At 67.6% G+C, this 26,818-nt stretch carries 24 protein-coding genes; 16 read left to right on the forward strand and 8 right to left on the reverse strand.

What is annotated here, in order from left to right; genetic code table 11:
• Positions 1-17 precede the first annotated feature (17 nt).
• Together ACWGL1_RS03480 and ACWGL1_RS03485 are read right to left on the reverse strand one after the other, a co-directional pair.
• Complete coding sequence (locus ACWGL1_RS03480) at positions 18-500, reverse strand: MaoC family dehydratase (protein WP_452111182.1); 483 nt, start codon at positions 498-500, stop codon at positions 18-20.
• Entirely contained in the window at positions 497-1,792 is a 1,296-nt protein-coding gene (locus ACWGL1_RS03485) for an acyl-CoA dehydrogenase family protein (RefSeq protein ID WP_452111183.1), read from the reverse strand. The genes ACWGL1_RS03480 and ACWGL1_RS03485 overlap by 4 nt, the downstream gene beginning before the upstream one ends.
• Before the next feature lie 126 nt (positions 1,793-1,918).
• Here ACWGL1_RS03485 and ACWGL1_RS03490 point away from each other — a divergent pair, with 126 nt between their 5' ends.
• Both ACWGL1_RS03490 and ACWGL1_RS03495 read left to right on the forward strand, forming a co-directional pair.
• Positions 1,919-2,509 (forward strand): VOC family protein, encoded by a 591-nt coding sequence (locus ACWGL1_RS03490; RefSeq protein WP_291781608.1) that lies wholly within the window; start codon positions 1,919-1,921, stop codon positions 2,507-2,509.
• Positions 2,506-3,672, forward strand: coding sequence for an alpha/beta hydrolase (locus ACWGL1_RS03495; RefSeq protein ID WP_452111184.1), 1,167 nt, complete (start codon positions 2,506-2,508; stop codon positions 3,670-3,672). Before ACWGL1_RS03490 ends, ACWGL1_RS03495 begins: the two co-directional genes overlap by 4 nt.
• Before the next feature lie 161 nt (positions 3,673-3,833).
• Here ACWGL1_RS03495 and ACWGL1_RS03500 read toward each other — a convergent pair whose 3' ends face one another.
• The 3 genes from ACWGL1_RS03500 to ACWGL1_RS03510 form a co-directional block, all read right to left on the reverse strand.
• Positions 3,834-6,041: a TonB-dependent receptor gene (locus tag ACWGL1_RS03500; RefSeq protein WP_452111185.1), complete on the reverse strand. Its 2,208-nt coding sequence runs from the start codon at positions 6,039-6,041 to the stop codon at positions 3,834-3,836.
• Between the two features lie 169 nt (positions 6,042-6,210).
• Positions 6,211-6,705, reverse strand: a complete 495-nt coding sequence (locus tag ACWGL1_RS03505; RefSeq protein ID WP_452111186.1) for a MarR family winged helix-turn-helix transcriptional regulator — start codon at positions 6,703-6,705, stop codon at positions 6,211-6,213.
• Between the two features lie 76 nt (positions 6,706-6,781).
• Positions 6,782-7,933 carry an acyl-CoA dehydrogenase family protein gene (locus ACWGL1_RS03510; RefSeq protein ID WP_452111187.1) on the reverse strand — a complete coding sequence of 384 codons (1,152 nt, stop codon included), beginning with the start codon at positions 7,931-7,933 and terminating at the stop codon, positions 6,782-6,784.
• Between the two features lie 82 nt (positions 7,934-8,015).
• On the opposite strand from ACWGL1_RS03510, the gene ACWGL1_RS03515 reads away from it, so the two are divergent.
• The 4 genes from ACWGL1_RS03515 to ACWGL1_RS03530 are packed head-to-tail and all read left to right on the forward strand — an operon-like array spanning position 8,016 to position 11,090.
• Positions 8,016-9,083, forward strand: coding sequence for a phosphotransferase family protein (locus ACWGL1_RS03515; RefSeq protein ID WP_452111188.1), 1,068 nt, complete (start codon positions 8,016-8,018; stop codon positions 9,081-9,083).
• The gene (locus tag ACWGL1_RS03520; protein WP_452111189.1) at positions 9,080-9,442 is read left to right on the forward strand and encodes a DUF6285 domain-containing protein; all 363 of its coding nucleotides are present in this window, start codon (positions 9,080-9,082) and stop codon (positions 9,440-9,442) included. Before ACWGL1_RS03515 ends, ACWGL1_RS03520 begins: the two co-directional genes overlap by 4 nt.
• Positions 9,439-10,329: a hydroxymethylglutaryl-CoA lyase gene (locus tag ACWGL1_RS03525; RefSeq protein WP_291781630.1), complete on the forward strand. Its 891-nt coding sequence runs from the start codon at positions 9,439-9,441 to the stop codon at positions 10,327-10,329. The genes ACWGL1_RS03520 and ACWGL1_RS03525 overlap by 4 nt, the downstream gene beginning before the upstream one ends.
• Positions 10,326-11,090: an SDR family NAD(P)-dependent oxidoreductase gene (locus tag ACWGL1_RS03530; protein WP_346487537.1), complete on the forward strand. Its 765-nt coding sequence runs from the start codon at positions 10,326-10,328 to the stop codon at positions 11,088-11,090. The genes ACWGL1_RS03525 and ACWGL1_RS03530 overlap by 4 nt, the downstream gene beginning before the upstream one ends.
• 246 nt (positions 11,091-11,336) lie before the next feature.
• Here ACWGL1_RS03530 and ACWGL1_RS03535 read toward each other — a convergent pair whose 3' ends face one another.
• Entirely contained in the window at positions 11,337-12,578 is a 1,242-nt protein-coding gene (locus ACWGL1_RS03535; protein ID WP_452111190.1) for an acyl-CoA dehydrogenase family protein, read from the reverse strand.
• Between the two features lie 130 nt (positions 12,579-12,708).
• Between ACWGL1_RS03535 and ACWGL1_RS03540 the strand changes: the two genes are divergently transcribed.
• The 4 genes from ACWGL1_RS03540 to ACWGL1_RS03555 all read left to right on the forward strand — a co-directional run bounded on the left by ACWGL1_RS03540 (position 12,709) and on the right by ACWGL1_RS03555 (position 17,761).
• The gene (locus ACWGL1_RS03540; RefSeq protein WP_452111191.1) at positions 12,709-13,161 is read left to right on the forward strand and encodes a MarR family winged helix-turn-helix transcriptional regulator; all 453 of its coding nucleotides are present in this window, start codon (positions 12,709-12,711) and stop codon (positions 13,159-13,161) included.
• A gap of 111 nt (positions 13,162-13,272) precedes the next feature.
• Positions 13,273-14,337, forward strand: a complete 1,065-nt coding sequence (locus ACWGL1_RS03545) for a CaiB/BaiF CoA transferase family protein (protein WP_452111192.1) — start codon at positions 13,273-13,275, stop codon at positions 14,335-14,337.
• A 22-nt stretch (positions 14,338-14,359) separates the two neighbouring features.
• Positions 14,360-15,562, forward strand: coding sequence for an acetyl-CoA C-acetyltransferase (locus ACWGL1_RS03550; protein ID WP_452111193.1), 1,203 nt, complete (start codon positions 14,360-14,362; stop codon positions 15,560-15,562).
• A 27-nt stretch (positions 15,563-15,589) separates the two neighbouring features.
• On the forward strand, positions 15,590-17,761 hold the full coding sequence (locus tag ACWGL1_RS03555; protein ID WP_452111194.1) for a 3-hydroxyacyl-CoA dehydrogenase NAD-binding domain-containing protein: 2,172 nt from the start codon (positions 15,590-15,592) through the stop codon (positions 17,759-17,761).
• A 148-nt stretch (positions 17,762-17,909) separates the two neighbouring features.
• On the opposite strand, the gene ACWGL1_RS03560 is transcribed toward ACWGL1_RS03555, so the two are convergent.
• Positions 17,910-19,454 (reverse strand): acyl-CoA synthetase, encoded by a 1,545-nt coding sequence (locus tag ACWGL1_RS03560; protein ID WP_452111195.1) that lies wholly within the window; start codon positions 19,452-19,454, stop codon positions 17,910-17,912.
• A 157-nt stretch (positions 19,455-19,611) separates the two neighbouring features.
• Here ACWGL1_RS03560 and ACWGL1_RS03565 point away from each other — a divergent pair, with 157 nt between their 5' ends.
• From ACWGL1_RS03565 to leuD, 3 genes are read left to right on the forward strand one after another with little or no spacing between them, the layout of a single operon-like run.
• The gene (locus tag ACWGL1_RS03565) at positions 19,612-20,370 is read left to right on the forward strand and encodes an enoyl-CoA hydratase-related protein (protein ID WP_452111196.1); all 759 of its coding nucleotides are present in this window, start codon (positions 19,612-19,614) and stop codon (positions 20,368-20,370) included.
• An 11-nt stretch (positions 20,371-20,381) separates the two neighbouring features.
• Positions 20,382-21,788 (forward strand): 3-isopropylmalate dehydratase large subunit, encoded by a 1,407-nt coding sequence (gene leuC, locus ACWGL1_RS03570; RefSeq protein ID WP_452111197.1) that lies wholly within the window; start codon positions 20,382-20,384, stop codon positions 21,786-21,788.
• A complete protein-coding gene (leuD, locus tag ACWGL1_RS03575) occupies positions 21,788-22,399 on the forward strand; it encodes a 3-isopropylmalate dehydratase small subunit (protein WP_452111198.1) in 612 nt (203 codons plus the stop codon). The genes leuC and leuD overlap by 1 nt, the downstream gene beginning before the upstream one ends.
• 54 nt (positions 22,400-22,453) lie before the next feature.
• On the opposite strand, the gene ACWGL1_RS03580 is transcribed toward leuD, so the two are convergent.
• On the reverse strand, positions 22,454-23,611 hold the full coding sequence (locus tag ACWGL1_RS03580) for a CaiB/BaiF CoA transferase family protein (protein WP_452111199.1): 1,158 nt from the start codon (positions 23,609-23,611) through the stop codon (positions 22,454-22,456).
• Between the two features lie 174 nt (positions 23,612-23,785).
• Between ACWGL1_RS03580 and ACWGL1_RS03585 the strand changes: the two genes are divergently transcribed.
• The 3 genes from ACWGL1_RS03585 to ACWGL1_RS03595 are packed head-to-tail and all read left to right on the forward strand — an operon-like array spanning position 23,786 to position 26,711.
• The gene (locus ACWGL1_RS03585) at positions 23,786-24,403 is read left to right on the forward strand and encodes an FMN-dependent NADH-azoreductase (RefSeq protein ID WP_346522093.1); all 618 of its coding nucleotides are present in this window, start codon (positions 23,786-23,788) and stop codon (positions 24,401-24,403) included.
• 8 nt (positions 24,404-24,411) lie between these two features.
• Positions 24,412-25,944 (forward strand): acyl-CoA synthetase, encoded by a 1,533-nt coding sequence (locus ACWGL1_RS03590; RefSeq protein WP_452111200.1) that lies wholly within the window; start codon positions 24,412-24,414, stop codon positions 25,942-25,944.
• 41 nt (positions 25,945-25,985) lie between these two features.
• The gene (locus ACWGL1_RS03595) at positions 25,986-26,711 is read left to right on the forward strand and encodes a glutathione S-transferase C-terminal domain-containing protein (RefSeq protein WP_452111201.1); all 726 of its coding nucleotides are present in this window, start codon (positions 25,986-25,988) and stop codon (positions 26,709-26,711) included.
• The last annotated feature ends 107 nt before the right edge of the window (positions 26,712-26,818 follow it).

Consider the following 26,818-nt stretch of genomic DNA (forward strand, 5'->3'; position numbering starts at 1 on the left):
TCAAGTTACTTTACTATCTATGCCGCAACCGCTTCCGGTCTCGCCGCCGGAAGGGCCAGCATCACGCTCTGAGCCACGCACAGGGGCTTCTCCAGGCCTTCGCCCTCGATCACGCAGTCGCTGACGATCTGCCAGCCGCCTGCGCGGGGTTCGACCGCCGCCACCGTCTGGCGCAGGCGCAGGCGGACGCCGCTCGGGGCGGGATTGACGAAGCGCACCTTGTTGACGCCGACGTTCAGCACCTTGTCGGCGTCTTCGATACGCAGCAGGTCGTCCTGAAGACGCGGCAGCAATGACAGCGTCAGGAAGCCATGGGCGATGGGACCGCCCATTTCGCGCGAGGCCCGCTCGACGTCGACGTGGATCCACTGATGGTCGTCGGTGGCGTCGGCGAAGCGGTCGATGCGGGCCTGGTCCAGGCTCAGCCAGTCGGACACGCCGAGGTCGCGTCCCGCCAGACCGGGCAGGTCGGCGAAGGCGACCGAGACGGGCGCGCTCAAGTCCGCGCCTCGCGCGCGACTTTGTTCGGCCCGGCGAAGCCGAACATCCAGGCGGCGATCTTGCGCATCTGGATCTCTTCGGCGCCCTCGGTGATGCGATAGCGGCGGTGGTGGCGATAGATGTGCTCGAACGGCTTGTGGCGCGAATAGCCCATGCCGCCGTGCACCTGCATGGCCGTGTCGGCGGCTTCGCAGACCAGGCGGTTCGCCCAGTAGTTGCACATGGAGACCCGGTCCGAGAGCCTGGAGGCCACCTCGGGCTTGGACATGCGGTCCATCTCCCACGCCGTCTTGCGGATCAGCAGGCGCAGCATCTCGACCTGGGTGGCCAGTTCGACCAGCGGGAACTGGATCGCCTGATTGACCGCCAGCGGCTTGCCGAAGGGCTTGCGCTCGCGCGCATACTTCACCGCCTCGCGGATGCAGAAATCGGCGGCGCCCAGGGACGAGGCGGCCTGGCGGATGCGGTTCTCGTGGACGAAATGCTGGGCCAGCTCCAGCCCGCCGCCCAGGGGGCCGAACAGGGCGTCGTCGGGAACCCAGACGTCGGTGAAGCTGACGCGCGGGTGGTCGGTCGGCATGTTGAAGGTCCAGAGATACTCCTCGACCTTGACCCCCGGCGCTTCGGCCGGGACCAGGAAGCAGCTGATGCCCTTGGCGTCGCCCGCTTCGCCCGAGGTGCGGGCGAAGACCATGACGTGGGTCGCCACGTGCATCCCCGTGGTCCACATCTTCTCGCCGTGGATGCGCCAGCCGGGCTTGCCGTCGCGGGTCTGGGGTTCGGCGACGGTGTCCATGTGGGTGGCGTCGGAGCCATGCTCGGGTTCGGTCAGGCCGAAGCAGACCGAGCGGGTGTTGTCGAGCATCCCGGCGATGAACTCGTCCTTCTGTGCCTGGCTGCCGAAGTCGCGGAACATCAGCACCTGAGGATAGTTGGCGACGATCGAATGCTCGTTCTGCAGGTCGTTGTGCAGGCCCAGGCCCTTGGCGGCGAAATGCTCGCGGATCACGGCCATGGCCAGGTTGGAGCCGTCCTTGCCGCCGAACTCGGCGGGCAGGGCGAAACGCAGGTGGCCGGCGGCGTCGGCGCGACGCTTGGCCTCGCCCAGCAGGGCCTCCCATTCGTGGCGCGGCAGGCCGCCGTTGTCGAAGTCGGTGCGCGCCCATTCGCGGCGGTGGTCGAAGAAGCGCTCATTGTCGTCCTGCGCCTGCAGGGGTGCGATCTCGGCGGCGATGAAGGCGTCCAGTTCCGCCAGGTAGTCGGTGATCTCGGCGGGCAGTTCGAAGTCCATGCGCGCTCCTCCTCATGTCTGCAGGGAACCTATGTCGGAGCAGGAATAACGTAAAGCAATTTGACAAACATTCGCCGCGGGTATGGAGTTCGAACCAACCTAGGAACGTCAGGAAGGATGAGACCCATGGCCATGCCAGCCACCACCGAGAGCGGACTGCGCTCGTTGCATCACGCGGCGTTCCGCTGCCGCGACGCCGAACAGACACGCTGGTTCTATGAGGACGTTCTGGGACTGAAGGCTTCGGCCGGGATCGTGCTGGACGAGGTGCCGGGGACGCATGAGCCGACCCCCTATATGCACATCTTCTTCGAGATGGGGGACGGCAATTTCGTCGCCTTCTTCGACGCGCCCTCGACCGCCGATCCGTCCTGGTTCAAGCGCAAGGACAGCTTCGACATGCATATCGCCATCCAGGCGCGCGACGAGGCGCACATGCTGGAGATGCAGCAGCGCATCCGCGACCACGGCGTCAGCTGCCTGGGCCCGGTCGAGCATCATTTCGTGCGCTCGGTCTACATGTACGACCCCAACGGCATCCAGGTGGAGATCACCACCCGCACGGCCGACCACGACCGCATCCTGGGCGAGGAGGGCGCCGCCCTACCGCAGGTGCTGAAGGACTGGACCGCCCAGACCCGCGCCGAAAAGGAGGCCAAGTTCGGCGCTGAGGCCCTGGACCGCCGCGGCAAGCCGCAGTCGGAGCTCAAGGGATGAGCTACGCGCCTGTGAAGAAGAAATACCAGCGCATCCCCTATCTGATCGTCTTTAAGGAACAGGCGACGTTCAAGGACACCTATGGCGGGGCCGAGGGCGCGGTGGCGCTGGAGGCGCATCTGCTGAAGCCGGATACGCCGTCCGACACGGTGGTGATCATGATGCACCCGATCGGCGGCGGCGCCTGGCTGCCGCTTCCGGCGGCCCTGGCCAAGCAGGGCGTCCACGTCATCTATTGCAACAGCCGCTATCGGGGCATCGACAACGCCCTGATCATGGAGAAGTGCGCGCTCGATCTGGGCGCCTGCGTCCGCGACGCCAAGGAACGGCTGGGCTATGACAAGGTGATCCTGGGCGGCTGGTCCGGCGGCGGCGCCCTGTCGCTGTTCTATCAGGCCGAGGCCGAGAACCCGACGGTGACGCAGACGCCGGCCGGCGATGCGATCGACCTGACCCAGGCGAATCTGATCCCGGCGGACGGCATCGCCCTTCTGGCCGCGCACCTGTCGCGCAACCTGACCCTGACCGAGTGGATCGACCCCTCGATCAGCGACGAGAGCCGCCCGTTCGACCGCGATCCCGAACTGAACATCTACGACCCGGCCAACCCGAACCAGGCGCCCTATTCGCCGGAGTTCATCGCCCGCTATCGCGACGCCCAGGTCGCCCGCAACCGCCGCATCACCGCCTGGGTGAAGGCCCAACTGGCCGATCTGAAGGCGCAAGGCCTGCACAACCACGAGCGCGGCTTCGTGGTGCAGGGCACCATGGCCGACCCGCGCTTCATCGACGAAACGCTGGAGCCCAGCGACCGCCGTCCCAACTACTGCATGTTGGGCGATCCGGTGGTGGTGAACGACGGCCCGGTCGGCCTGGCGCGGTTCTCGACCCTGCGGTCGTGGCTGTCGCAATGGTCCTATGACGACTCCAACGCCGACGGGCTGAAGTGCGCCGCGCGCATCAGCGTGCCCATGCTGGTCATCGAGAACAGCGCTGACGACGCCTGCACCCCCAGCCACGCCGCTCGCCTCATGGAAGCGGCCGTCAAGGCGCCGCAGACCCATGCGGTCATCAAGGACGCCAACCACTACTACTCCGGTCAGCCGGACAAGGCGGCCGAGGGGGCGGCGGTCTTCGTGGAATGGATGAAGGCGACGTTCTGACGTCTGGCGACAATCGGACATGGCGACGGCCGCTCCTTTCGGGAGCGGCCGTTTTCCTGTCTGGCTCAAGCCCGCTGTCGGCAGAGCGCAAAAGAAAGACCGGAGCGTCGGTCGACGCTCCGGTCAGTGTGCCGCAAGCCTTGCTCAGGCGCCGGACAGGATCAGTAGCGCAGGCCCAGTTGGATCGAGACGACCCGGCCCGGATCGACCACATAGGTCTGGGAGCCCGCCAGGAAGGGGGTGCCGAACGAGTGGGACGCGGTCCATTCGTTCGTCAGGTTCCGGCCGATCAGGGCCAGGGTCCAGCGATCGTCAGCCGACACCAGACCCAGCCGCAGGTCCGCCTTGGCGAACCCCTCCTGATAGGACAGCGGGCTGAGGTTCTCTTCCAGATAGGTTCCGCTGCGACCGCGCACCGTGGCGTCAGCCTGGATACGCATCCCGTTGTCCAGCGGATGGTCGACGTTCAGCGTCAGGGCGCCCGACCATTTGGGCGCGCGCGGCAGGCGGGTGCCGCCGATGTCCTCGACGCAGTTGGCCGGCGGAGCCACGCCGTTCCGGTAGATGCAGGGCGCCGTCGGATAGGAGTCGTATTTGGCGTCGTTGTAGGCCGCCGAACCCGACAGGCTGATCGACGGGGTAAGGCGCAGCGTGCCCTCCACCTCGAAACCCTTGCTCTTGGCGCTGGCGGCGTTGGAGGTGATGAAGGCGTTGGTCGCGGCGTTGAAGCCCGACACCTGCAGGTCGTCGAACTCGGAGGTGTAGGCCGCCAGGTTCACCGTCGCCCGGCCGTCCAGCAGCGTCAGCTTGGTCCCGATCTCGATGGACTGAGAGGTTTCGCCCTCGAACTGGAACGAATCCTGCCCGCCCGTCGACTGAGCGCCGACGAAGCCGCCGGCCTTCGAGCCCTTGGCGTAGGAGGCGTAGAACATCATGTCCCGGTCGACGATGTATTGGACCTGCACCGACGGATCGAGCTGGCTTTCGCTGCGCTGGCCGTGAAGGGGCGTGTTGACCCAGGTCGGCGGCACGGCGCCGGTCGTGGAACGCGTCTGGTCGGCGGACTTGTCCTCCCAGGTCTGGCGCAGGCCGGCGGTCAGCTTCCAGTGGTCGTTGAAGGCGTAGGTCGCCTGACCGTAGATCGAGTAGCTCTCATTGGTCTGGTTGAACAAACGATCGCTGGCGCCGTCGAACGGCCCCATCAGAACATGGGAGTTCTGATGCATGTCGATCTCGTTCCGGTGGGCGTAGGCGCCCACGATCCAGGTCAGCGGCCCCTCGTTGGACGAGGTCAGGCGCAGTTCCTGGGAGATCTGGTTGAAGTCTTCCTGGAAGACCGTGCGCAACAGCGGCTGGGTGGTGAAGTCGCTGTCGATCTGCTTGTCGTAGTCGAAGGCCGAATAGGCGGTGATCGAGGTCAGGGTCACGCCGTTGGCGAAATCCTTGTTGATCGTCAGCACGCCGTTGAAGCTGTTGGTGTCGTCATAGTCCGGTACGCCCTGCGTGGTCGCGCGGGTGAAGGATTTGGACTGGCCGGGCCCGACGCTGCTCATCGGCTGGCCGGTCAGCTCCTGACGCGCGCCTTCCAGCTTCAACCGGAAGGACAGGGTGTCGCTGGCCAGATAGTCGATGACGGCGCGGCCGATCAGATCCTCGCGGCCGGGATTGTGGTCGCCGGTGGTCGTGTTCTCCAGCCACCCTTCGTTGTCGCTGTATTTGCCGGCCAGGCGAACCAGCAGCTTGTCCGTGACGGGGCCGGAGATGATCTGGGTGATCTCGAAGCCGTTGTCGCCCTCGACCGTGCCGGTGATGGTGGTCGCCAGTTCGCGCTCGGCGCGCGGACCGTTCGAGGTGATGTTGATGGCCCCGGCGGCGGTGTTCTTGCCGAACAGGGCGCCCTGGGCGCCGCGCAGAACCTCGACGCTGGCGACGTCCAGGAAGGGGGCGGCGAACTGGCGGCCGCGCCCGGCGTAGGCTCCGTCGACGAACAGGCCGACGGACTGCTCGAAGGCCAGGTTGCCGGGCGAAGAGCCGATGCCGCGGATATAGATGGCGTTGTTGCCCGGCGTGGCCTGGATATGCAGGTTCGGCACCGAGCCCGACAGGGATTCCAGGTTGCGCACGTCCTGGCTCGCCAGTTCCTCGCCGCTGGTGACGTTGACCGAGATCGGCACGTCCTGCAGGCGTTCGGTGCGTTTGCGCGCGGTGACCAGGATGTCGGCGACCGTGGTGGCGTCCTGAACGGCGGGCGTATCCGACGTCGCTGGACCGCCGGTCTGAGCCCCGGTCTGAGCCCCGGTCTGAGCCATGGCGGCGGTGCTGAGAACCAGGCTGCTCGACGCGAGCAGCATCACATAACGATAGCGCATGCGTATTCCTCCCCATGCGGCTCCGGTCTGAAGTCGGAGCTGTGTTGGCCGTGAGGAGGTGTCGCGATCGCATCGGATCGTGTGCGCCTTCCTCCCTGACTGCGGCTTCTTGTCGAGCTGCTTGTCAAGAAAGTAGACAAACTCGATACGAGTTAATCGTCAAGTTACTTTACTGATTTTTGTTCGCGGCCTGTCGAAAATCCGCCGCGCGTTCGCCTGGCTCGCCCAGGCTGCACAGGATCGGCGCGCCCCAGTCCGAGCCGAAGGCCTCCCGCAGGGCCTTGACCCGCTTGGCGCCGATGCGGCGGCCGAGCTCTTCGGTCAGTTCGGCGACGATCTTCTGGGCGTCCTGGCGCATGGCCTTGCCCATGGGCGTCAACTGGACGATGCGGATGCGGCCGTCGGTCGGATCGTCCGCCATCTCGAAAACGCCCCGCTCGACCAGGGAGTTGATCGTCGAGTGCACCGCCTGTCGGGTGAGGCGCAGGCTGCGAGCGATGTCGGCGGGACGGACGACGTTCATCTGAACGTGCATCATCACCATGGATTCAGGCCGCGTCAGATGGGGCCACCCGGCTTCCCGCAGGCTCATCTGCAGGCTTTCGTCGAACCATTCAAATCCCGCCAGCAGGGGCACGATCAGATAGTCGGAATTCATGATCATCGCTTTCTCCTGATTCCGTCTTATGCCGCTGCTCCGCTTGACCCGCCAAGTGCAAACCGTCGGCGGGGCCTCTGTTTCAGAGCGTGCGGGCGATCAGGATCTTCATGACTTCGGACGCGCCGCCGTGGATGGTGTCGATCCGCGCGTCCTTATACAGCTGGGCGATGGGGTATTCATTCATATAGCCGTAGCCGCCGAACAACTGCAGGCATTTGTTGACGCCCTCCAGTTCGGTTTCGGTGATCCACAGCTTGGCGATGGAGGCGGTGGCGGCGTCCAGTTGGCCCCGGATCAGCTTTTCGGTGCAGGCGTCGATGAAACTGCGGGCGATCACGGCCTTGGCCTTGATGTCGGCCAGGGTGAACTGGGTGTTCTGGAACTCCATCAGCGGCTTGCCGAAGGCGTGGCGTTCACGCGTGTAGTCGACGGTCAGCTTCAACGCCCGCTCCAGTATGGCCAGACCCATGGCGGCGATGCCCAGCCGCTCCTGAGGCAGCATCTGCATCAACTGGCCGAAGCCCTTGCCCTCGACCTCGCCGATCAGGTTGGCGGCCGGGACGCGCACATCCTCGAAGAACAGCTCGGAGGTGTCCTGTGCGGCGCGGCCCATCTTGTCGAGGTTGCGGCCGCGCGTGAAGCCGGGACGGTCGCCCTCGACCGCGATCAGAGAAATGCCGCGCGAGCCGTTGTCCGAGGTGCGGCACACCACCAGGATCAGGTCGGCGGTCTGGCCGTTGGAGATGAAGGTCTTCTGGCCGTTCAGCACCCATTCGTCGCCCTCGAGACGCGCTCGGGTGCGAATGCCCTGCAGGTCGGACCCCGTGCCCGGCTCGGTCATGGCGATGGCCAGAACGATCTCGCCCGAGACCACGCCCGGCAGCCATTTCTGCTTCTGTTCCTCGGTGCCGAAAGCGATCAGATAGGGGGCGACGATCATGTTGTGCAGCGGCACGCCCCAGCCCTCCATGCCGCGCGCGCCGAACTCCTCGATCAGGACGCGCTCATGGCGGAAGTCGGCGCCCATGCCGCCGTATGCCTCGGGCACGGACAGCCCCAGAAGGCCGAACTCGGCGCCCTTGGTCCACATCTCGCGCTCGACGATCTTGTTGCGGTTCCAGGACTCGATCTTTTCCGGCGGGCATTCGGCGTCGAGAAATTTCGACAGGCCTTCGCGGAACAGGTCGATATCTTCCTGGGTGTAGGCGGAGGGGCCGGCTTGGACGCTCATCGGAGGCTCTCAGACTAGGTAAGGATGGCTGGGCGAGGGTGGCCGTCATCCTGTCCCGTCTTGGCGATAAACGTCAATCTATTTGACAAAGATCGACAAGATCGGTCATCCCTTCCGCATGTCCGCATCCCGATCTGAACCTGCGTCCGACCCGGCCGGCTTCGTCCTCGCCCGACTTGAAGCCCTGGCGCCTGTCCTGGCGCCCGGCGGGGCGCGGGTGACCGGTCTGCGTCGCCTGACCGGCGGCGCCAGCCTGGAGACCTGGGCTTTCGACATCGAGGGAAGCGGGTGCGTTCGCCCATTGATCCTGCGTCGTCGCGGCGGAGGCGGCGAGGCCGAGGTGTTCGAGACGTCCCTGCCGCTGCCCATCGAGGCGGCGCTGCTGCAGGCGGCCGAAAACGCGGGAGCGCCGGTCGCCCGGCTGGTGCGGGACTGTGCGACCGAGGATGGGCTGGGGGAGGCCTATGTGGTCGAGCGGGTGGCGGGCGAGACCCTGGGCCGCCGCATCGCCGTCGACCCCGCCTTTGCGCGAGCCCGCGAGCCCCTGGGCCGTCAGTGCGGTCAGGCCCTGGCCCGGATTCACGCCATCGATCCGTCCGTGCTGCCCCCGCTGGAGGCGCAGGACGCGCGCGCCGTGCTGGACCGCTACGCCGACATCTATCGCAAGAGCAGCGGCCCGCGTCCGGTGATGGAGGCGGCGCTGAAGTGGATGGAGGCGCGCCTGCCCGCGTCGATAACGCCGCGCCTGGTCCATGGCGACTTCCGCAACGGCAATCTGATGGTGGACCCCGCGACGGGCCTGGCCGCCGTTCTGGACTGGGAGCTGGCCCATCTGGGCGACCCGGCCGAGGACCTGGGCTGGTTGTGCGTCAACAGCTGGAGGTTCGGCGTGACCGATCGCGTCGTCGGCGGCTTCGCCGATCTTGAGACCCTGTTGGACGCTTATGAAGTGGCGGGAGGCGAACGGCCGTCGATCGAGCGGGTGCGTTTCTGGCAGGCGGTCGGCACGTTCAAATGGGCGGTGGTGACGATGATGATGTACCGCACCTTCGCCACGGGCGCCTCGCGCTCGGTCGAGCGCGCCGTGATCGGGCGCCGACTCAGCGAATGCGAAGTCGATCTTCTGGCTTTGATGGAGGCGTCGCGATGATCGAGGGACCGCGCAAGGACGAACTGGTCGAGGCGGCGATCGCCTGGCTGGAGGACGCCTCGGCCCCGGTCGAGGGCTTTCACCGCAAGGTGGCGGCCAACGCCCTGGGCATCGTCCGTCGTGAACTGATGCAATGGCCCGCCGCCGAGGCCGCCGCCGTCGCACGGATGGGCGCCATCCTGGGGCGCGAGGGCGACTATGCGACGCTGAACGTCGCTCTGGCCGAGGCCCTGCGTCAGGGGGCGGTCAGCGCCGAGGACCCGGCCGTCTTCGACCATCTGCGCCGCACGGCGCTGGACACGCTGGCGATCGACCAGCCGCGTTATCGTCATGAGCTGTCGCTGGAGGCTGAGGCATGATCGAACTGGTCGAGGTGTCGGCCCGCGACGGCCTGCAGAACGAAAAGACCATCCTATCCACCGCCGACAAGGTCGCCCTGATCGACAAGGCGGTCGCGGCGGGGGCGCGGCGGCTGGAGGTCGCCAGCTTCGTCAATCCGAAGCTGGTGCCGCAGATGGCCGACGCCGAGGCGGTGATCGCCGCCCTGCCGAAGCGCGCCGAGGTGCGGACCATCGGCCTGGTGCTCAACGAGCGTGGGGCCGGGCGCGCCCTGGCGACGGCGGTGGACGAGCTCGGGATCGTCGTCGCCGCCTCGGACGCCTTCGGCCTGGCCAACCAGGGGCTGGACGTCGACGCGAGCGTCGCCATGGCCGGACGGGTGATCGAGCAGGCGAGGGCGGTCGGCCGCGACGCCCAGGTCACGATCTCGGTCGCCTTCGGCTGTCCGCTGTCGGGCGCGGTCGATCCGGCGCGGGTCGTGGACATGGCGCGGCGGCTGGCCGTCTTCGACCCGCTGGAGATCGCCCTGGCCGACACCATCGGCGTCGCTCGCCCGGACGAGGTCTCGCGCCTGGTCGCGGCCGTGGTCGAGGCGGTGCGGCCGCTGCCGGTGCGCGTCCATTTCCACGATACGCGCGGGACGGGCGTGGCCAACGCCGTGGCCGCCGTGGCCGCCGGCGCCGTGACCGTGGACGCCTCCATCGGCGGGACGGGCGGCTGCCCCTTCGCGCCGGGTGCGGCGGGCAATGTCGCCAGCGAGGACGTGGCCTACGCCCTGAACGGACGCATGGCGGTCGACGTCGACGCCCTGTGCGCGGCGGCCGTTTGGCTCAACGAGAAATTGGAACGCACGCGGACCAGCGCCATGACGCGCGCCTGGCTGTCCGCAAGGGAGAAGACCGTATGACCACCCTGACCCACGAAGGCCGCGTGGCCCTGATCACCGGGGCCTCCTCGGGCCTGGGCGCCGAGTTCGCCCGACTGCTGTCGCGCGGGGGCGCCAGGGTGGTGCTGGCCGCGCGGCGGGCCGACCGTCTCGCCGCCCTGGTCGCCGAGATCGAGGCGGCGGGCGGCGAGGCGCTGGCCGTGTCGATGGACGTGTCCGACGAAGCCTCGGTCATCGCCGGCTATGACGCGGCTGAGGCGCGCTTCGGCCTGGTCGACACCGTCATCGCCAACGCTGGAGTCAACGCCGACGGGCCGGCCACGGACCTGACGATCGAGGACTACGACCAGATCCAGGCGGTCAACAATCGCGGCGTCTTCCTGACCGCGCGCGAGGGCGGGCGGCGCCTGCTGGCCAGCGGCCGGTCGGATCGGGGGCGGGTGGTGATCCTCGCCTCGATGGGGGGGCTGCACGCCCTGACCGGCTTGGTGGCCTACTGCGCGTCCAAGGCGGCCGCGGTCATGCTGGGGCGCTCCCTGGCCAATGAATGGTCGCGCGCGCGGATCAGCGTCAATGTGGTCTGCCCCGGCTATATGCTGACCGACATCAACGAGGAATGGTTCACCAGCGAGGCGGGCCAGAAGATGATCTCCAAGCTGCCGCGCAAGCGGCTGATGCCGATCGACGCCCTGTCGCCGATGATCGGCTTCCTGACGTCGGACGCGGCGGCCTACACCACCGGCGCGGTGATTAAGATCGACGACGCCCAGCATGTGGATTGATGCAGGCTGAGTTCATGTTGAGTGTGACGGCCAGTTTAATCTCCGCTCATCCCCGCGGAAGCGGGGACCCAGTGAGAGCGCAGAGCGATAGGCCTCTTCATTGATCGAAGCGCCTTGAAGCCAAAGCACTGGGTCCCCGCTTCCGCGGGGATGAGCGGGCTTGGGGAAATCCCACCAACAACCCAATGGGAATTCAGCCAAAAAAAGGGCCCCCGCGAGGGGGCCAGTGAGGGACTGGAAAAGCCGTCAGGTGAGCATGGAGTTGGGCGGCAGGCCGACCATCGATCGGCCATGAAGTTCAGTCGAAACGTCCATGTCGTAGACGATGTGACTGGCCATGACCTCGATGTCGCGAAGGATGCGCTGCATCGGATTGTCGAGCGCATAGAGACCCGAGCCCGAGGAGTCGCAGCAGGTGCGCACCGCCTCCAGGCACTGGCTGACGGCGTAGGCGATCTGGGCCCTCAGGCGCAGGCGGTGCGGCAGTTGCTCCTCGTCGCTGAAGGCGGAAAGCGTCAGGTTCTCGTTCGCCGCCTGGCGGATCGACAGTTCGGCCGACCGGACCAGAAGGTCGGCGCGGGCCAGGCGCATCTGGGCGGCGGGCTTGTCCACCTGGGTCGACTGGCCGCCCATCTTGGTGTGGACCGTCAGCCGCTGCCGGCTCAGTTCGACCGCCGCGCGGGCCGCGCCGACCGAGGGCAGGGCCGCCGTCACGCACAGCTGCGGCAGCATGGGCGCGCGGTAGAGAGGATTGTCGTGGATGCGGGAGCCGTTGCCGCGGCCGGTGCGGACCTCGGACACCACGAAGGTGTAGACCTCAGGCACGAACAGGTCCTCGGCCACGATGTCGTTGGACCCGGTGGCGGCCATGCCGCTCATGAACCATGTGTCGAGCACCTTCACGTCCTCGGCGCGGACCAGCACCATGCGCACGACGGGCGGCTTGCCTTCGCCCATGCTTTCCATGGCGTTCAGCATGACCCAGTCGGCGTGCATGACCACGGTGCCGAACTTCCAGCGGCCGCTGATGCGGAAACCGCCATCGACGCGCACCGCCTTGCCCGGAGGGGCGGCGACGCTGGGCGCGATGACATAGGGGGTGCGGCCCCAGACCTCGGCCTGGGTCTGCTCGGGGAACTGGGCGATCAGCCAGTTGTGCTCGGCGGCGAAACTGGCGGTCCAGCCGGTCGAGGGGCAGGCTTCACAGATCTCGAGCGTGGCGTCGATATAGGCCTGGGGATCGAACTCCAGCCCGCCGAATTTGCGCGGCACATACATGTAGAAATAGCCGGTGGCGCGCAGGGCGTCCCACACCTCGTCCACCGGACGACGCAGGCGTTCCGCCTCTGCCGAAGCGGCGGCGATCATGGGCTTCAGCGCCGCGACCCGCGCGACCAGTTCGGCCGGGGTCAGGGCGGCGACGGCCTCGGGGGCCAGAAAATCGTTGCCGGTGGGAATGCGCCGGTCCGCGAGCTTTTCGCCCGTCATGTTCAATCCTCCCTGTTGGGACGCTGAGGTTCGCTTTGGATGAATATAAATGTCAAGTAAGTTGACTAAAAATCGACATGACGACGTTTTGGGGCTTTGCGGGGGCGTGGCGGACGGCGACACTGACCCCATGAATCGCCCTCTGCTCATGCTCGATCTGGTGCGGACCCTCTACTGGTTCGACGAACAGCTTCAGTCGCGTCTCGACAGGCGAGGCTGGGGGAGGTTGGGCCGGTCGCAGTCGCTGATTCTGGTCAACGTCGCCAACGGCGAGACCCGCGCCGCCCGCATGGCCGAGAACCTGGGAGTCTCACGCCAGGCGATGAGTCAGTTCCTGACCGAGATGGTCGATCGCAAACTGCTGGAGCTGGCGCCTGATCCTGACGACAAGCGCGCCCGCATCGTCCGCTTTGCGCCGGAATCCCAGGCCATTCGCGACGACGCGCAGAAGGTCCTGCGAGAACTCGAGAGCGAGCTGGAAGACGCGGTCGGCCAAGGCAATCTGGAGGCGCTGCGCCAAGGTCTGCGCAACTTCCTGGGCAGCTCGGAAGGATGGTCAGAGCGACGGTCGGACGTCGCTTAAGTCAAATTTCTTGACAAGATTGGTCTCCCGTCCGATCACCGCATGAAGCCCCGCCAAGGGGGCTGCGGGAGGAACGGTCATGACGGACCACATCTACGGAAGCCGGCGTCGATGAGCGCCGCGGCTGTTTCCAGCGGCGCCTTGGCGGGCCTGAAGATCGTCGAAATGGAAGGCATCGGCCCGGGACCGTTCGCGGGGATGATGCTGGCCGACCATGGGGCGGAGGTGATCCGCATCGCCCGTCCGGGCGTGCGTATCGATCCCTCGGACGTGCTGGCTCGGTCGCGCTCGCGGGTCGAGCTGGACCTGAAATCGGAAGCGGGCAGGGCCGCCGCCCGCGCTCTGATCCGCGACGTCGACGGTCTGATCGAGGGCTATCGCCCCGGCGTCATGGAGCGGCTGGGTCTGGGGCCTGAGGTGCTGCTGGCCGATAATCCCAAGCTGGTTTACGGCCGCATGACCGGCTGGGGCCAGGAGGGGCCGCTGGCTCACGCCGCCGGCCACGACATCAACTACATCGCCATCACCGGCGCCCTGAACGCCTTTGGCCGCAGGGGCGAGAAGCCGACCCCGCCGATCAACATGGTCGGCGACTTCGGCGGCGGCGGCATGATGCTGGCCTTCGGCATGTTGGCGGGCGTCCTGTCGGCGCGGACCACGGGCAGGGGCCAGGTCATCGACTGCGCCATGACGGACGGCGCCTCCCTGCTGATGGGAATGATCTGGGGCTTTCGCGGCCAGGGAATCTGGAGCGATGAGCGGGGCGCCAACTACCTCGACACCGGCGCGCCCTATTACGACACCTATGAGACCGCCGATGGCGAGTTCATCGCCATCGGCTCGATCGAGCCGCCGTTCTACGCGCGGATGCTGCAGGCGACGGGGCTGTCGGACGATCCCCTGTTCCTGGACCAGAACGAGCCGGGCGGGATCGAGACGCGCCGCGCCCGCCTGACCGACCTCTTCCGCCGCAAGACCCGCGAGGAATGGCGCGCCCTGATGGAGGGAACGGACGCCTGCTTCGCCCCGGTCCTGTCCTTCGTCGAGGCGCCGGAGCATCCGCACAACAAGGCGCGCGAGGCCTTCATCACCCTGAACGGCGTGGTGCAGCCGGCCCCGGCCCCCCGCTTCTCCCTGACGCCTGCGCCGCAGCCGCGCGCGCCCGGCGACGCCTGATCCCTGCACGAGGAACCGACCTGTGAGACAAGCCTATATCTATGACGCCGTGCGCACGCCGCGCGGCCGGGGCAACGCCAAGGGCAGCCTGCACGAAGTGACCGCCATCTCCCTGGCGACCCAGGTGTTGCAGGCCCTGCGCGACCGCAACAATCTCGACACCAGCCTGATCGACGACGTCATCCTGGGCTGCGTGGCGCCGATCGGCGAACAGGGCGCCAACATCGCCCGCGTCGCCGCCCTCAACGCCGGTCTGGCCCAGACGGTGGCGGGCGTGCAGATGAACCGTTTCTGCGCCTCGGGCCTTGAGGCCGTGAACACGGCGGCGGCCAAGGTCGTCTTCGGCGAGGCGGACGCGGCCATCGGCGGCGGCGTCGAGAGCATGAGCCGGGTCAAGATGGGCTCGGACGGCGGCGCCTGGTCGGCGGACCCGGACGTGGCCTTCACCACCGGCTTTGCGCCCCAGGGCATCGGCGCCGACGCCATCGCTACTCTGGCCGGCTTCAGCCGCACCGACGTCGACGCCTTCGCCGCCGAGAGCCAGAAGCGCGCCGCCGCCGCCTGGGCCGCCGGCCGTTTCAAGAACTCCATCGTCCCGGTCAAGCACGCGGGCGTGACGGTGCTGGACCACGACGAATTCATCCGCCCGGACACCACGGTTGAGACGTTGAGCGCCCTGAAGCCTTCGTTCGCTGGCCTGGGCGCGGCGGGCTTCGATTCGGTGATGCGCCAGCGCTATCCCGAGATCGAGGTGATCGACCATGTGCACCATGCGGGCAACTCCTCCGGCATCGTCGACGGAGCCTCCGGCGTCCTGATCGGCACCAGGGAGATGGGCGAGAAGATGGGGCTGAAGCCCCGCGCCCGCATCGTCGGCTCGGCCTCGATCGGTTCGGAGCCGACCATCATGCTGACCGGCCCGGTGGCCGTGACGCAGAAGGCCCTGGCCGGCGCGGGCATGAGCATCGGCGACATCGACCTGTTCGAACTGAACGAGGCCTTCGCCTCGGTGGTCATGTACTTCATGCAGCAGCTGAAGGTGTCGCACGACAGGATGAACGTGAACGGCGGCGCCATCGCCATGGGCCATCCGCTGGGCGCCACCGGCGGGATGATCCTGGGGACCCTGCTGGACGAGCTGGAGCGTACCGACAAGGCGACCGGCCTCGCCACCCTCTGCGTCGGCGCCGGCATGGGCACCGCCACCATCATCGAGCGCGTCTGATCACGATCTGACAGTCAGGACAACGACATGAACAACTTCACCGTTTCGGTGGACGCCGACGGCGTCGCCACCTTCCTGTTCGACGTGCCGGGGCGCACGATGAACACCTTCACCGACAGCGCCGTGGCCGACATCGACGCCATCGTCGCCACCATCCGCGACGACGCTTCGATCAAGGGCGCCATCCTGGCCTCGGGCAAGGCGAACGGCTTCTGCGCCGGGGCCGACCTGGGCGAACTGGGCGAGACCGCCGGCGGGCGGGCCGAGGGCGCGGCGCGCGAAGCCGCCCTGCCGGGCACCTCGCGGATGAGCCGGGCGCTGCGGGCGCTGGAGACGGTCGGCAAGCCGGTCGCGGCGGCCATCGAGGGCGTCGCGCTCGGCGGCGGCTTCGAGTTCGCCCTGGCGGCCCACTATCGCGTCGCCTCGACCAGGGCCAAGGTCGGCCTGCCGGAAGTGACCATCGGCCTGCTGCCCGGCGCCGGGGGCACCCAGCGCGTGCCGCGTCTGGCCGGCGTGCCCGCCGCCCTGGACCTGATGCTGACCGGCGCGCCGGTGGACGCGGAAAAGGCAAAGGCCATCGGCATCGTCGATGAGGTGGTCGAGCCGGGTCAGGCCCTGGCCGCCGCCAAGGCCTGGATCATGAACGGCGGCGAGGGCGTCCAGCCCTGGGACCGCAAGGGCTATGTCATGCCGGACGGCCCCTATTCGGACGCCGGTTCGGCGGGCTTCATCCTGACCCCGGCCAAGATCATGGCCAAGAGCTACGGCAACTATCCGGCCCAGAAGAACATCGCCCGCTGCGTCTATGAGGGCTTCAACCTGCCGATGGATTCGGCCCTGCGCGTCGAGGCGCGCCTGTTCCTGGACACCCAGCAGTCGCCGCAGGCGCGGGCCATGATCCGCTCGCTGTTCCTGTCGAAACAGGCTCTGGCCAAGGGCGGCGCCCGTCCCGAGGGCGTGCCGACCTATACGGTCAGGAAGGCCGCCGTCCTGGGCGCGGGCATGATGGGGGCGGGCATCGCCTACGCCCAGGCGCGGGTCGGCATCGACACCGTCCTGATCGACGTGGCCCAGGCCGGCGCCGACAAGGGCAAGGCCTATTCCGAGGGCCTGGTCGCCAAGGCCGTGGCTAAGGGCGCCATGTCGCAGGCGGCCGCCGACGAACTGGTCGGCCGCATCACCGCCACCACGGATTATGACGCCATCAAGGGCGCCGACCTGGTGGTCGAGGCCGTGTTCGAGGACCGCGCCCTGAAGGCCGATGTGACCAAGCGCGCCGAGGCCCAGATCGGGCCGGACGCCGTGTTCGCCTCGAACACCTCGACCCTGCCGATCACCGGCCTGTCGGAAGCCGCCGAGCGCCCGGCCAACTTCATCGGCATCCACTTCTTCTCCCCCGTCGACCGGATGGAGCTGGTGGAGATCATCGTCGGCAAGACCACCTCGCAGGAGACGCTGGCCAAGGCGCTGGACTACTGCAAGCAACTGAAGAAGGTGCCGATCGTCGTCAACGACAGCCGCGGTTTCTTCACCAGCCGGGTGTTCGACACCTATATCCGCGAGGGGCTGGAGATGCTGATCGAGGGGATCGCCCCCGCCATCATCGACAACGTCGGCCGCATGACCGGCATGCCCCGCGGCCCGCTGGAGCTGCTGGACGACGTGGCCATCGATCTGGTGGACCGGGTGGCGGGTCAGCGCCGCATCGACCTGAACCTGCCGGCGCCGGTGGCGGGCGACACCGACAAATTCCTGATCGACATGGTCGCCCAGGAGCGTTGGGGCCGCAAGAACGGCAAGGGCGTCTATGACTATCCGCAAGGCGAGCCCAAGCGGCTGTGGGCCGGTCTGGCGGACATGTATCCGGTCAAGATCAGCGAATCCTCGCCGGAACTGGTCGAGCATCTGAAGCAGCGCCTGCTGTATCGTCAGGCGGTCGAGGCTGCGCGCTGCATGGACGAGAACGTCGTCACCGCCGCCCGCGACGCCGACGTCGGCGCCATCCTGGGCTGGGGCTTCGCGCCCTGGACCGGCGGCCCGATCAGCCTGATCGACAGCACGGGCGTGGCCGAGTTCACCGCCGCCTGCGAGGTTCTGGCGGCGCAATACGGCGAGCGGTTCGCGCCGCCGGCCCTGCTGAAGACCATGGCCGGGAAGGGCGAGCGCTTCTATCCGGCGCCCAAGCCGCTGGCGGCCTGATCGCCTTGGCGGATAGGTGAACAGGAAAGGCGGGGCGCAAGCGTCCCGCCTTTTTTCATGCCGGATGGACGTGATCTCTGGATTTCAGACAAAGAAAAAAGGCGGACAACCCCTCGTCCGCCTCTTCCCCTCTTCGCTGACGCTGATTTCAGGCCAGGTTCAGATCCTTCAGCACCGCGTCGCGCACCGGGTTTTTCTGGATCTTGCCGGCGGCGCTGCGGGGAAGGCGGGTTTCGCTGAAGCTGACGCTCTTGGGCGTCTTGTAGCCGGCGATGCGCTGGCGGCAGAAGGCGGACAACTCCTCGAAGCTGGGCTGGGGGGCGCCGGGCTTGCACACCACCACGGCGTGGACCCGCTCGCCCCAGACCGGATCGGGGACGCCGATGACGGCGCTTTCCTCGACCGACGGGTGCCAGGACAGGGCGTTCTCGACCTCGATCGAATAGATGTTCTCGGCCCCGGACACGATCATGTCCTTCAGCCGGTCGGTGATGTAGATGTAGCCGTCCTCGTCCATCCACCCTGCGTCGCGGGTGTGCAGCCAGCCGTCGCGCATGACCTCGGCGGTTTCCTCGGGGCGGTTCCAGTATCCCATCATGACATTGTCGCCGCGGCCGACGATCTCGCCGATCTGTCCGCGCGGGACCTCGTTTCCGGCCTCGTCGACGATGCGGATTTCAAAGCCCGGCGCGACCTTGCCGCATGAGCGTAGGCGGGGATGGTCGTCGGCGCACTGGTGGTCCTGGGGCGTCAGCACCGTGACGGAGGCCATCTCCGTCTGACCGAAGCCCTGGATGAAGCTGACGTGCGGAAACTTTTCGCGCGCCAGCGCCAGGGTGGCGGCGGGCAGGGAAGAGCCGCCGTAGCCCAGCATCTTCAGCTGCGACAGATCCAGTTGATCCAGCCGGTCATACTTGGCCATGCGGTCGATGACGGCGGGCACGGTGAAGCAATGGGTCACCCCATGCTCGGCGATCGCCTCCAGCATGCTCTCGGCGTTGTAGCTGCGGCGGAAGACGTGGGTCGCGCCCGTCATGGTGGCGAACAGGATGCCGATGTCCGCGAGGTGAAACATCGGCGCGGCGTGGAAATTCACCCCCGTCTCGTCGAAGGGAATCGTCATCAGCAGGTTCGAGGCGATGGCGTGCAGGTTGCCGTGGCTGAGCATCACACCCTTGGGCAGGCCGGTGGTGCCGCCGGTGTAGAAAACGCCCGCCAGATCCTCGTTGGCGGCCAGATGCTCCTCAGCGGGTTCGGACGCCCGGATCAGCCCCTCGTGCGTCAGGCGTGCGTCGTCCGCCGCGCCGTCCATGGCGATCAGGCGTCCGACCGCGCCCTCGGCCAGAAGCTGTTCGGCGACAGCGGAGAACTCCTCGCCGAAGCACAGAATCTCGACGCCCGCGTCTCTCAGCTGGAAAGCCAGTTCAGGCGTGGCCAGTCGGGTGTTCAACGGCGTCAGCACGCCCCCGGCCCAGAGCACGGCGAAATAGGTCTCGAAGTAGGAATCGCAGTTGTGCGCCAGGATGGCGACCCGGTCGCCGACCTTCAGACTCGCTTGATCGCGCAGACCTCCCGCCAGACGGGCGACGCGGTCGCCGACCTCGCGCCAGGTGCGGCGACGCTCGCCGTCGATGGTGGCGGTGCGCGTCGCAGCCGTGACGACGGCGCGAACGAGGCCCTGGGTGACTCGCATCGAAAGGGGTGCTCCTGCCGCCTCTGCAGGCGGGAAATATTGTCAAATCTATTGACATCTAATCCCGCCCCGAACCATGTCTGTCAACTCATGTTCAGGCGTTTTTCCGCCGATCTCGCCGCGACTTGCACGGCCGGGCGGCGCGGCGAGGTGTGTGATGATCGGTTTTGAGCGAAAGGGCGCAGGGGTCGTTATCCGCCTGGACCAGCCGCAGCGGATGAACGCCCTGACCGAACCCATGGTCGAGGCGCTGGCGGCCGCCGTCGACGCCGCCGTCGTTTCGGGAGCCCGGGCGCTGATGATCACCGGAGCGGGCCGGGCCTTCTGCGCCGGCGGCACGCTGTCCGAGCCGCTGCCCGATGACGCCGGGGCCATTCTCGAAAGCCACATCAACCCCTTGCTGCTCCAGCTGGCGGACCTGCCGATTCCCGTGATCGCGGCGGTGAACGGTCCGGCGATCGGGGCAGGGGCGTCCATCGCCCTGGCCGCCGACATGATCCTCATGTCGCGTTCGGCCTTTCTCGCCTACGCCTTCGCCCAGGTGGGTCTGGCGCCGGACGGAGGGGCGAGCTGGCTGCTGCCGCGCACCCTGGGCTGGCATCGGGCCATGGGACTGATGATGACCGGCGCGCGCATCAGCGCCGAACAGGCGGTCGACTGGGGCCTGGCCTGGAAGGCCGTGGAGGCCGAGGCCCTGGCGGGAGAGGCTGAAAGCCTGCTGGAGCAACTGGCGAGCGGCCCGACCCTGGCCTACGCCGCCGTGCGTCGCACCGCCCGTGCGGCGCTGGATCTCGATTTCACCCAAGCTCTGGCGGCTGAACGCGAGGCGCAGAAACAGGCCGGCCGCACCGCCGATTTCCACGAAGGCGCCGCCGCCTTCATCGCCCGCCGCCCAGCCAGCTTCTCGGGCCGCTGAAGGAGATGGCGATGACCGCGCCCCGAACCCTGCTGGACAAGATCTACGACCGGCACCAGGTCGCCGACCTCGGCGGCGGCGACATGCTGATGTATGTCGACTTCCACCTGGTCCACGAAGTCACCAGCCCCCAGGCCTTCGAAGGCCTGCGTCAGCGCGGCATCGGCGTTCATGCGCCGGGGCGAACCCTGACCGTGGCCGACCACAATGTGCCGACCCTGAACCGGGCGGCCGGAATCCTCGACCCCGAAAGCCGGGCGCAGATCGAGCAGTTGCAGACGAACGCCGCCGAGTTCGGCCTGCCGTGGATTCCGCTGGACAGCGTCGATCAGGGCATCGTCCACGTCGTCGGGCCGGAGCAGGGGCTGACCCTGCCGGGCATGACCATCGTCTGCGGCGACAGCCACACCGCCACCCACGGGGCCTTCGGCGCCCTGGCCTTCGGCATCGGCACCTCCGAGGTCGAACATGTGCTGGCGACCCAGACCCTGGTCCAGAAGCGCGCCAGGTCGATGCTGATCGAGGTGGAGGGGGCGCTCGGATTCGGGGTCACGCCCAAGGATCTGATCCTGGCCATCATCGGCCAGATCGGCGCCAACGGGGCGACCGGCTACATCATCGAATACGCCGGCCAGGCGATCCGCGACCTGGACATGGCCGGGCGGATGACCGTCTGCAACATGTCGATCGAGGCGGGCGCGCGCGCCGGCCTGATCGCGCCGGACGAGACGACCTTCGCCTGGCTGCGCGGCCGCCCCCATGCACCACGAGGCGCCGCCTTTGACGCCGCCGTCGCCGACTGGCGGACCCTGGCCGGCGATCCGGGCGCGACCTATGACAAGACGGTGCGCATCGACGCCGCCGCCGTCGAGCCCATGGTGACGTGGGGCTCCAGTCCCGAGGCGGTGACGACCATCGGCGGCCGCACGCCTGACGTGGCGGCGATCAAGGATGCGGGGCGGCGCGCCCAGATCGAGCAGATGCTGGCCTATATGGGCCTGGCGTCGGAACAGCCGCTGGATGGCCTGGCCATCGACACGGTCTTCATCGGCAGTTGCACCAACGGCCGGCTGGAGGATCTGCGCGCCGCCGCCGCCGTCGCGCGCGGCCGTCATGTCGCCGAGGGCGTGCGGGCCCTGGTCGTGCCGGGGTCCGGTCACGTCAAGGCGGCGGCCGAGGCCGAGGGGCTGGATCGGGTGTTCATCGACGCAGGCTTCGAGTGGCGCGAGCCGGGCTGCTCCATGTGCCTGGGCATGAACCCGGACCGGCTGTCGCCGGGCGAGCGTTGCGCCTCGACCTCCAACCGCAATTTCGAGGGCCGTCAGGGACCGGGCGGCCGCACCCATCTGGTGTCGCCGTCGATGGCCGCCGCTGCGGCCGTGGCGGGACGACTGGTCGATGTCCGGAGCCTTGTCTGATGCAGCCTTTCGTCACCCTGGACGCCGTCGCTGCGGCCTTGCCCATCGCCAATATCGACACCGATAAGCTGGTCCCCGGCCGCTTTCTGAAGGGCGTGACGCGGGCCGGGCTGGGGCGCATCCTGCTGCATCCCTTGCGGTTCGATGCGGATGATCGGCTGCGTTCGGACTTCGTTCTGAATCAGTCGCCGTGGGACCGGGCGGGGGTGCTGATCGCCCTCGATAATTTCGGCTGCGGCTCCAGCCGCGAACACGCGCCCTGGGCCTTGGCGGATTTCGGCATCCGCTGCGTCATCGCCCCCAGCTTCGCCGACATCTTCCGCAACAACTGCCTGAAGAACGGCATCCTGCCGCTGATCCTGCCCGAGGCCGACTGCCTGGCGCTGATGGACCTGGCGCGCGATCCGGCGACGGCGCTTTTCAGCATCAGCCTGCCGGATCAGACGGTGACGGCGGGCGGGCGCGTCTGGTCGTTCGACATCGGCGCGGCCGACAAGGTCAAGCTGCTGGAAGGCAAGGACGAGATCGATGTCGCCCTGGCGCGGATGGCTGAGATCGAGCGCTTTGAGGCGGGCATCGGCTATGCGGCGCCGCATCTGGGCGCTGTCTAGACCTATCCGTCGGACCGGCGCTGCGACGGGTCCGACGGGGGCTCGGGGAGAGTGTCAGACGCCGAGCCAGCGTTGAAGGACATCCGCCGTGTCCTGACCGACCTCCAGCGGGGCGGGGCGGCGCACGGAACCCGGCGTGGCCGACAGCTTGGGGAAGACGCCCTGCATCGGCACCTTGCCCAGGACCGGGTCCTCGACCTCGATGATGGCCTGACGCGCCGCGAAATGCGGATCGGCCATCATGTCCTCGGCGTCGAAGACGCGGCCGGCCGGAACGGCGTGTTCGATCATCAGGTCTTCCAGGGCCTGCACCGTCAGAGTCGCGGTCCACTCGCCGATCAGGGCGTCCAGCTCGCTCTGATGCTCGCCGCGCGCCAGATGGGTGGCGTAGCGGGCGTCGGTCGCCAGTTCAGGGCGGCCCATGGCGTCGCACAGGCGGGCGAAGACCGCGTCCTGATTGGCGCCGATCAGATACTCGCCGTCGGCGCAGGGATAGACGTTCGACGGCGCGATCTTGGGCAGGACCGAGCCGGTGCGCGTGCGTTTGTGCCCGTTGACGGCGTATTCCGGGATCATGCTCTCCATGACCTGCAGCACGCTTTCGTACAGGGAGCTGTCGACCACCTGCCCCTGGCCGGTGCGCTCGCGGTGCTGCAGCGCCGCCAGGGCGCCCATGCAGCCGTAGGTGGCGGCCAGGGTGTCGCCGATCGACACCCCCATGCGCGACGGGGCGCGATCCGGTTCGCCGACGATGCCGCGCCAGCCGCCCATGGCCTCACCGATGCCGCCGAAGCCGGCGCGCGAGGAATAGGGGCCGGACTGGCCATAGCCGGAGACCCGCACCACGATCAGGCGCGGGTTGGCCTTCATCAGATCGGCCGGGGCCAGGCCCCATTTCTCCAGCGTGCCGGGGCGGAAGTTCTCGATCAGGATATCGGCCTGGGCGATCAGGTCGCGCGCCGTCTGCTGGCCCTCGGCCGCACGCAGGTCGACCGCGACGGAGTATTTGTTGCGCGCGATGACGCGCCACCAGGTCGGCGTCTCCCCCTGGCCCCAGTGCCGCATCGGGTCGCCGACGCCCGGCGCTTCCAGCTTGATCACCTCAGCGCCCATGTCGCCCAGCAACTGGCCGCAGAAGGGACCGGCGATCAGTTGGCCCATCTCGACGACCTTCAACCCGTGCAGAGGGCCGTTCACCGGTTGGCTGGTCACGAGGGCATTCTCCATAACGTCAAATAATCTTACAATCACTGGCGAGGTGACGATCGAAAGTCAACGGCGGCTCCAGGGCTTGTGATTGCCAAATAAATTGACAAAACTCTTCGCCTGATCAGCGAGAGCCAGATCAGCGAAAGATCGGCTGCAGCCGACGCATCGGGAGACATCATGCTGCTTCATATCGTGGCCAGCCCGAAGGGGGAAAGGTCGGCGTCGCGGTCGCTGGCGGATCGCTTCATCGCGACCTGGCGGGAACAGAACCCGGATGAAGAGATCGACACCCTGGCCCTGTTCGAAGAGGACCTGCCGCGCTTCGAGGCCGAGCACGCCTTTCGCAAGTTCGCGCCCATCTTCGGCGAGGAGGTCTCGTCGGAGGCCGAAGACGCCTGGCGGATCGTCACCGACGCCGTGGCGCGGCTGGATCGCGCCGACCGCATCCTGCTGTCCTGCCCCATGTGGAACTACAGCATTCCCTGGGCGCTGAAGCTCTACCTCGACATCATCGTCCAGCCGCGCGTGACCTTCGGCTACAAGGCCGACGAGATGCGTCATGTCGGCCTGCTGCGAAACCGGCCCATGCAGATGATCCTGACGCGGTCGTCGACGATGGCTGGCGACTATGTCGACTTCCAACTGCCCTATCTGAAGCATATCTTCGAGACCATCGGCATCCGTGACATCCGCGCCCTGGTCGTTCCCGCGACGACCCGGCCGGGGGCGGAGGCGCGCGAGGCCTACGTCCGCAGCTTCGACATCCAGGCGGACGACGCCGCCCGCGCTTTCTGAGCCACATCATGCACCCCAGCCATTTCGCCGCCGCCACGCCCGACAAACCCGCCGTCATCATGGCGGGGACGGGAGCCGTCACGACCTTCTGTCAGATGGAGGACGCCTCCAACCGGGCGGCGCATCTGCTGCGATCGCTGGGGCTCCGGCCCGGCGACGCCGTGGCCGTCTGTCTCGGCAATACGCCGGACTATTTCGCTCTGGCCTGGGCGGCGCAGCGGTCGGGACTCTACTTCGTCGCCCTGTCGTCCCGCCTGACTCTGGCCGAGATCGACTACATCGCCCGCGACTGCGGGGCCAAGGTGCTGATCGCCGGCGCCGACCTGCCGAACACCGCCGCGTTGCCGACCAGCCTGTCCGATCTGGTGCTGTTCTCGCTGGGCGGGGCCGTGCCCGGCTATCGTGCCTGGGAGGAGGCGGTAGCGGATCAACCCGTCACGCGCATCGCCGATGAGACGGCGGGCGGCGAGATGCTCTATTCCTCGGGCACGACGGGACGGCCCAAGGGCATCCGGCCGGAATTGCCCGTCGACGGCGACATCACCGCCATGCCGATGACGACCGTGGTCGCCAAGACCCGTTTCGCCGTCGATGAGGCCAGCGTCTATCTGTGCCCGGCGCCGCTGTATCACGCCGCGCCTCTGCGCTGGTCGATGGCGGTCCAGCACCTGGGCGGCACGGTCGTGCTGATGGAGAAGTTCGACGCCGAACTGGCCCTGGCCGCCATCGACCGGCATGGGGTGACGCATAGTCAGTGGGTGCCGACCCACTTCATCCGCATCCTGAAGCTGCCTGCCGAAGTGCGCGCCAAATACGACGTCTCGACGCTGAAGCTGGCCATCCACGCCTCGGCCCCATGCCCTGTGCCGGTCAAGCAGGCGATGATCGACTGGTTCGGCCCGATCCTGGTGGAATACTACGCCGGGACCGAAGGCAACGGCATGACCATCATCAACTCGCAGGAGTGGCTGAAGAAGCCTGGTTCTGTGGGCAAGGCGAACTTCTGCGTCGTCCATATCTGCGACGACGAGGGGAATGAACTGCCGCCCGGCGAGGTCGGCAATATCTATTTCGAGGGCGACCACCCGTTCGAATACCACAATGACCCGGACAAGACGGCCACCGCCTATGACGCGCGCGGCTGGACGACCCTGGGCGACGTAGGGCGGCTGGACGAGGACGGCTATCTGTTTCTGACCGACCGCAAGAGCTTCATGATTATCTCGGGCGGGGTGAACATCTATCCGCAGGAGATCGAGAACCTGCTGATCCAGCATCCCAGGGTGGCCGACGCCGCCGTCATCGGCGCGCCTTGTCCCGAGATGGGCGAACGGGTGGTGGCGGTGATCCAGCCCGCCGACTGGGCGGACGCCACGCCTGAGTTCGCCGCCGAGCTGTCGGCCTGGGCGCGCCAGTCGCTGTCGGGCGTCAAGCTGCCGCGTCAGTTCGACTTCATGAAGGAATTGCCACGGCATGACACGGGCAAGCTCTACAAACGCTTGATCCGGGACGAATACTGGAAGGGCGCGACGTCAGGCTGACGGGCGGCGCCGTCCTCTCCCTAAACTCACGGAGGCTGGTCTTGATCGATCTGCACGGCTGCGACACGCCCAACGGGCACAAGGTGGCGATCATGCTCGCCGAGACGGGGCTTCAGCACCGCGTCATCAAATACAACCTGTTCGAAGGGCGGCACCTGACGCCGGAGTTCGGCGCCATCAACCCCAACCGTCGCCTGCCGGCCATCGTTGATCACGCCCCCATGGGCGGCGGCGAGTCGCTGGCCCTGTTCGAGTCGGGCGCCATCCTTTTGTATCTCGCGGAGAAGTCCGGGCGCTTTCTGCCAGACGCCCCGCGCCGACGGCATACGGCGGTCACCTGGTTGATGTGGCAGATGGCCAGCTTGGGGCCGCAGCATGGCCAGGCGCACCACTTCCTGCGCTATTGCCCCGAGCCGGACGCCTATCCGGTCCAGCGTTACACGCGCGAGGCGCGACGCCTGTTCGACGTGCTGGAGACCCGGCTGACGCAGGCGGACTATCTGGCCGAGGAATATTCGATCGCCGACATGGCCTGCTGGCCCTGGGTGCGCGCCAGCCGCGCCATCGACATGGACATCGCCGAATGGCCCCGTCTCAAGGCCTGGTTCGACCGGGTCGGCGCCCGTGACGCCGTGAAAACCGCGGGCGCGGTCGCCGCCGATCATCCCGCCGCGGCGCGTCACATGACGCTGACGGCCGAGCAGTGGTCGGTGTTGTTCGGCGACAGGATGTTGTCGGCGGTGCGTGAAGACTCCGCCATGTCCTGAACCGGTTCCCGGCGCTTGAAGACGCCCCCCCCCCCCCCCCCCCCCCCCCCCCCCCCGCGGGGGGGTGGGGGCGGGGGGGGGCGCCGGCGCGCGCGCCCCGCCGGCCC

Source organism: Brevundimonas sp. NPDC055812 (genome assembly GCF_053616535.1).

Bases quoted from the DNA above. Each gene is read 5' to 3' on its own strand.
- ACWGL1_RS03485 (WP_452111183.1), bottom strand. From the start codon at position 1,792: ATGGACTTCGAACTGCCCGCCGAGATCACCGACTACCTGGCGGAACTG.
- ACWGL1_RS03490 (WP_291781608.1), top strand. From the start codon at position 1,919: ATGGCCATGCCAGCCACCACCGAGAGCGGACTGCGCTCGTTGCATCAC.
- ACWGL1_RS03495 (WP_452111184.1), top strand. From the start codon at position 2,506: ATGAGCTACGCGCCTGTGAAGAAGAAATACCAGCGCATCCCCTATCTG.
- ACWGL1_RS03500 (WP_452111185.1), bottom strand. From the start codon at position 6,041: ATGCGCTATCGTTATGTGATGCTGCTCGCGTCGAGCAGCCTGGTTCTC.
- ACWGL1_RS03505 (WP_452111186.1), bottom strand. From the start codon at position 6,705: ATGATCATGAATTCCGACTATCTGATCGTGCCCCTGCTGGCGGGATTT.
- ACWGL1_RS03510 (WP_452111187.1), bottom strand. From the start codon at position 7,933: ATGAGCGTCCAAGCCGGCCCCTCCGCCTACACCCAGGAAGATATCGAC.
- ACWGL1_RS03520 (WP_452111189.1), top strand. From the start codon at position 9,080: ATGATCGAGGGACCGCGCAAGGACGAACTGGTCGAGGCGGCGATCGCC.
- ACWGL1_RS03525 (WP_291781630.1), top strand. From the start codon at position 9,439: ATGATCGAACTGGTCGAGGTGTCGGCCCGCGACGGCCTGCAGAACGAA.
- ACWGL1_RS03530 (WP_346487537.1), top strand. From the start codon at position 10,326: ATGACCACCCTGACCCACGAAGGCCGCGTGGCCCTGATCACCGGGGCC.
- ACWGL1_RS03535 (WP_452111190.1), bottom strand. From the start codon at position 12,578: ATGACGGGCGAAAAGCTCGCGGACCGGCGCATTCCCACCGGCAACGAT.
- ACWGL1_RS03540 (WP_452111191.1), top strand. From the start codon at position 12,709: ATGAATCGCCCTCTGCTCATGCTCGATCTGGTGCGGACCCTCTACTGG.
- ACWGL1_RS03545 (WP_452111192.1), top strand. From the start codon at position 13,273: ATGAGCGCCGCGGCTGTTTCCAGCGGCGCCTTGGCGGGCCTGAAGATC.
- ACWGL1_RS03555 (WP_452111194.1), top strand. From the start codon at position 15,590: ATGAACAACTTCACCGTTTCGGTGGACGCCGACGGCGTCGCCACCTTC.
- ACWGL1_RS03560 (WP_452111195.1), bottom strand. From the start codon at position 19,454: ATGCGAGTCACCCAGGGCCTCGTTCGCGCCGTCGTCACGGCTGCGACG.
- ACWGL1_RS03565 (WP_452111196.1), top strand. From the start codon at position 19,612: ATGATCGGTTTTGAGCGAAAGGGCGCAGGGGTCGTTATCCGCCTGGAC.
- leuC (WP_452111197.1), top strand. From the start codon at position 20,382: ATGACCGCGCCCCGAACCCTGCTGGACAAGATCTACGACCGGCACCAG.
- leuD (WP_452111198.1), top strand. From the start codon at position 21,788: ATGCAGCCTTTCGTCACCCTGGACGCCGTCGCTGCGGCCTTGCCCATC.
- ACWGL1_RS03585 (WP_346522093.1), top strand. From the start codon at position 23,786: ATGCTGCTTCATATCGTGGCCAGCCCGAAGGGGGAAAGGTCGGCGTCG.
- ACWGL1_RS03590 (WP_452111200.1), top strand. From the start codon at position 24,412: ATGCACCCCAGCCATTTCGCCGCCGCCACGCCCGACAAACCCGCCGTC.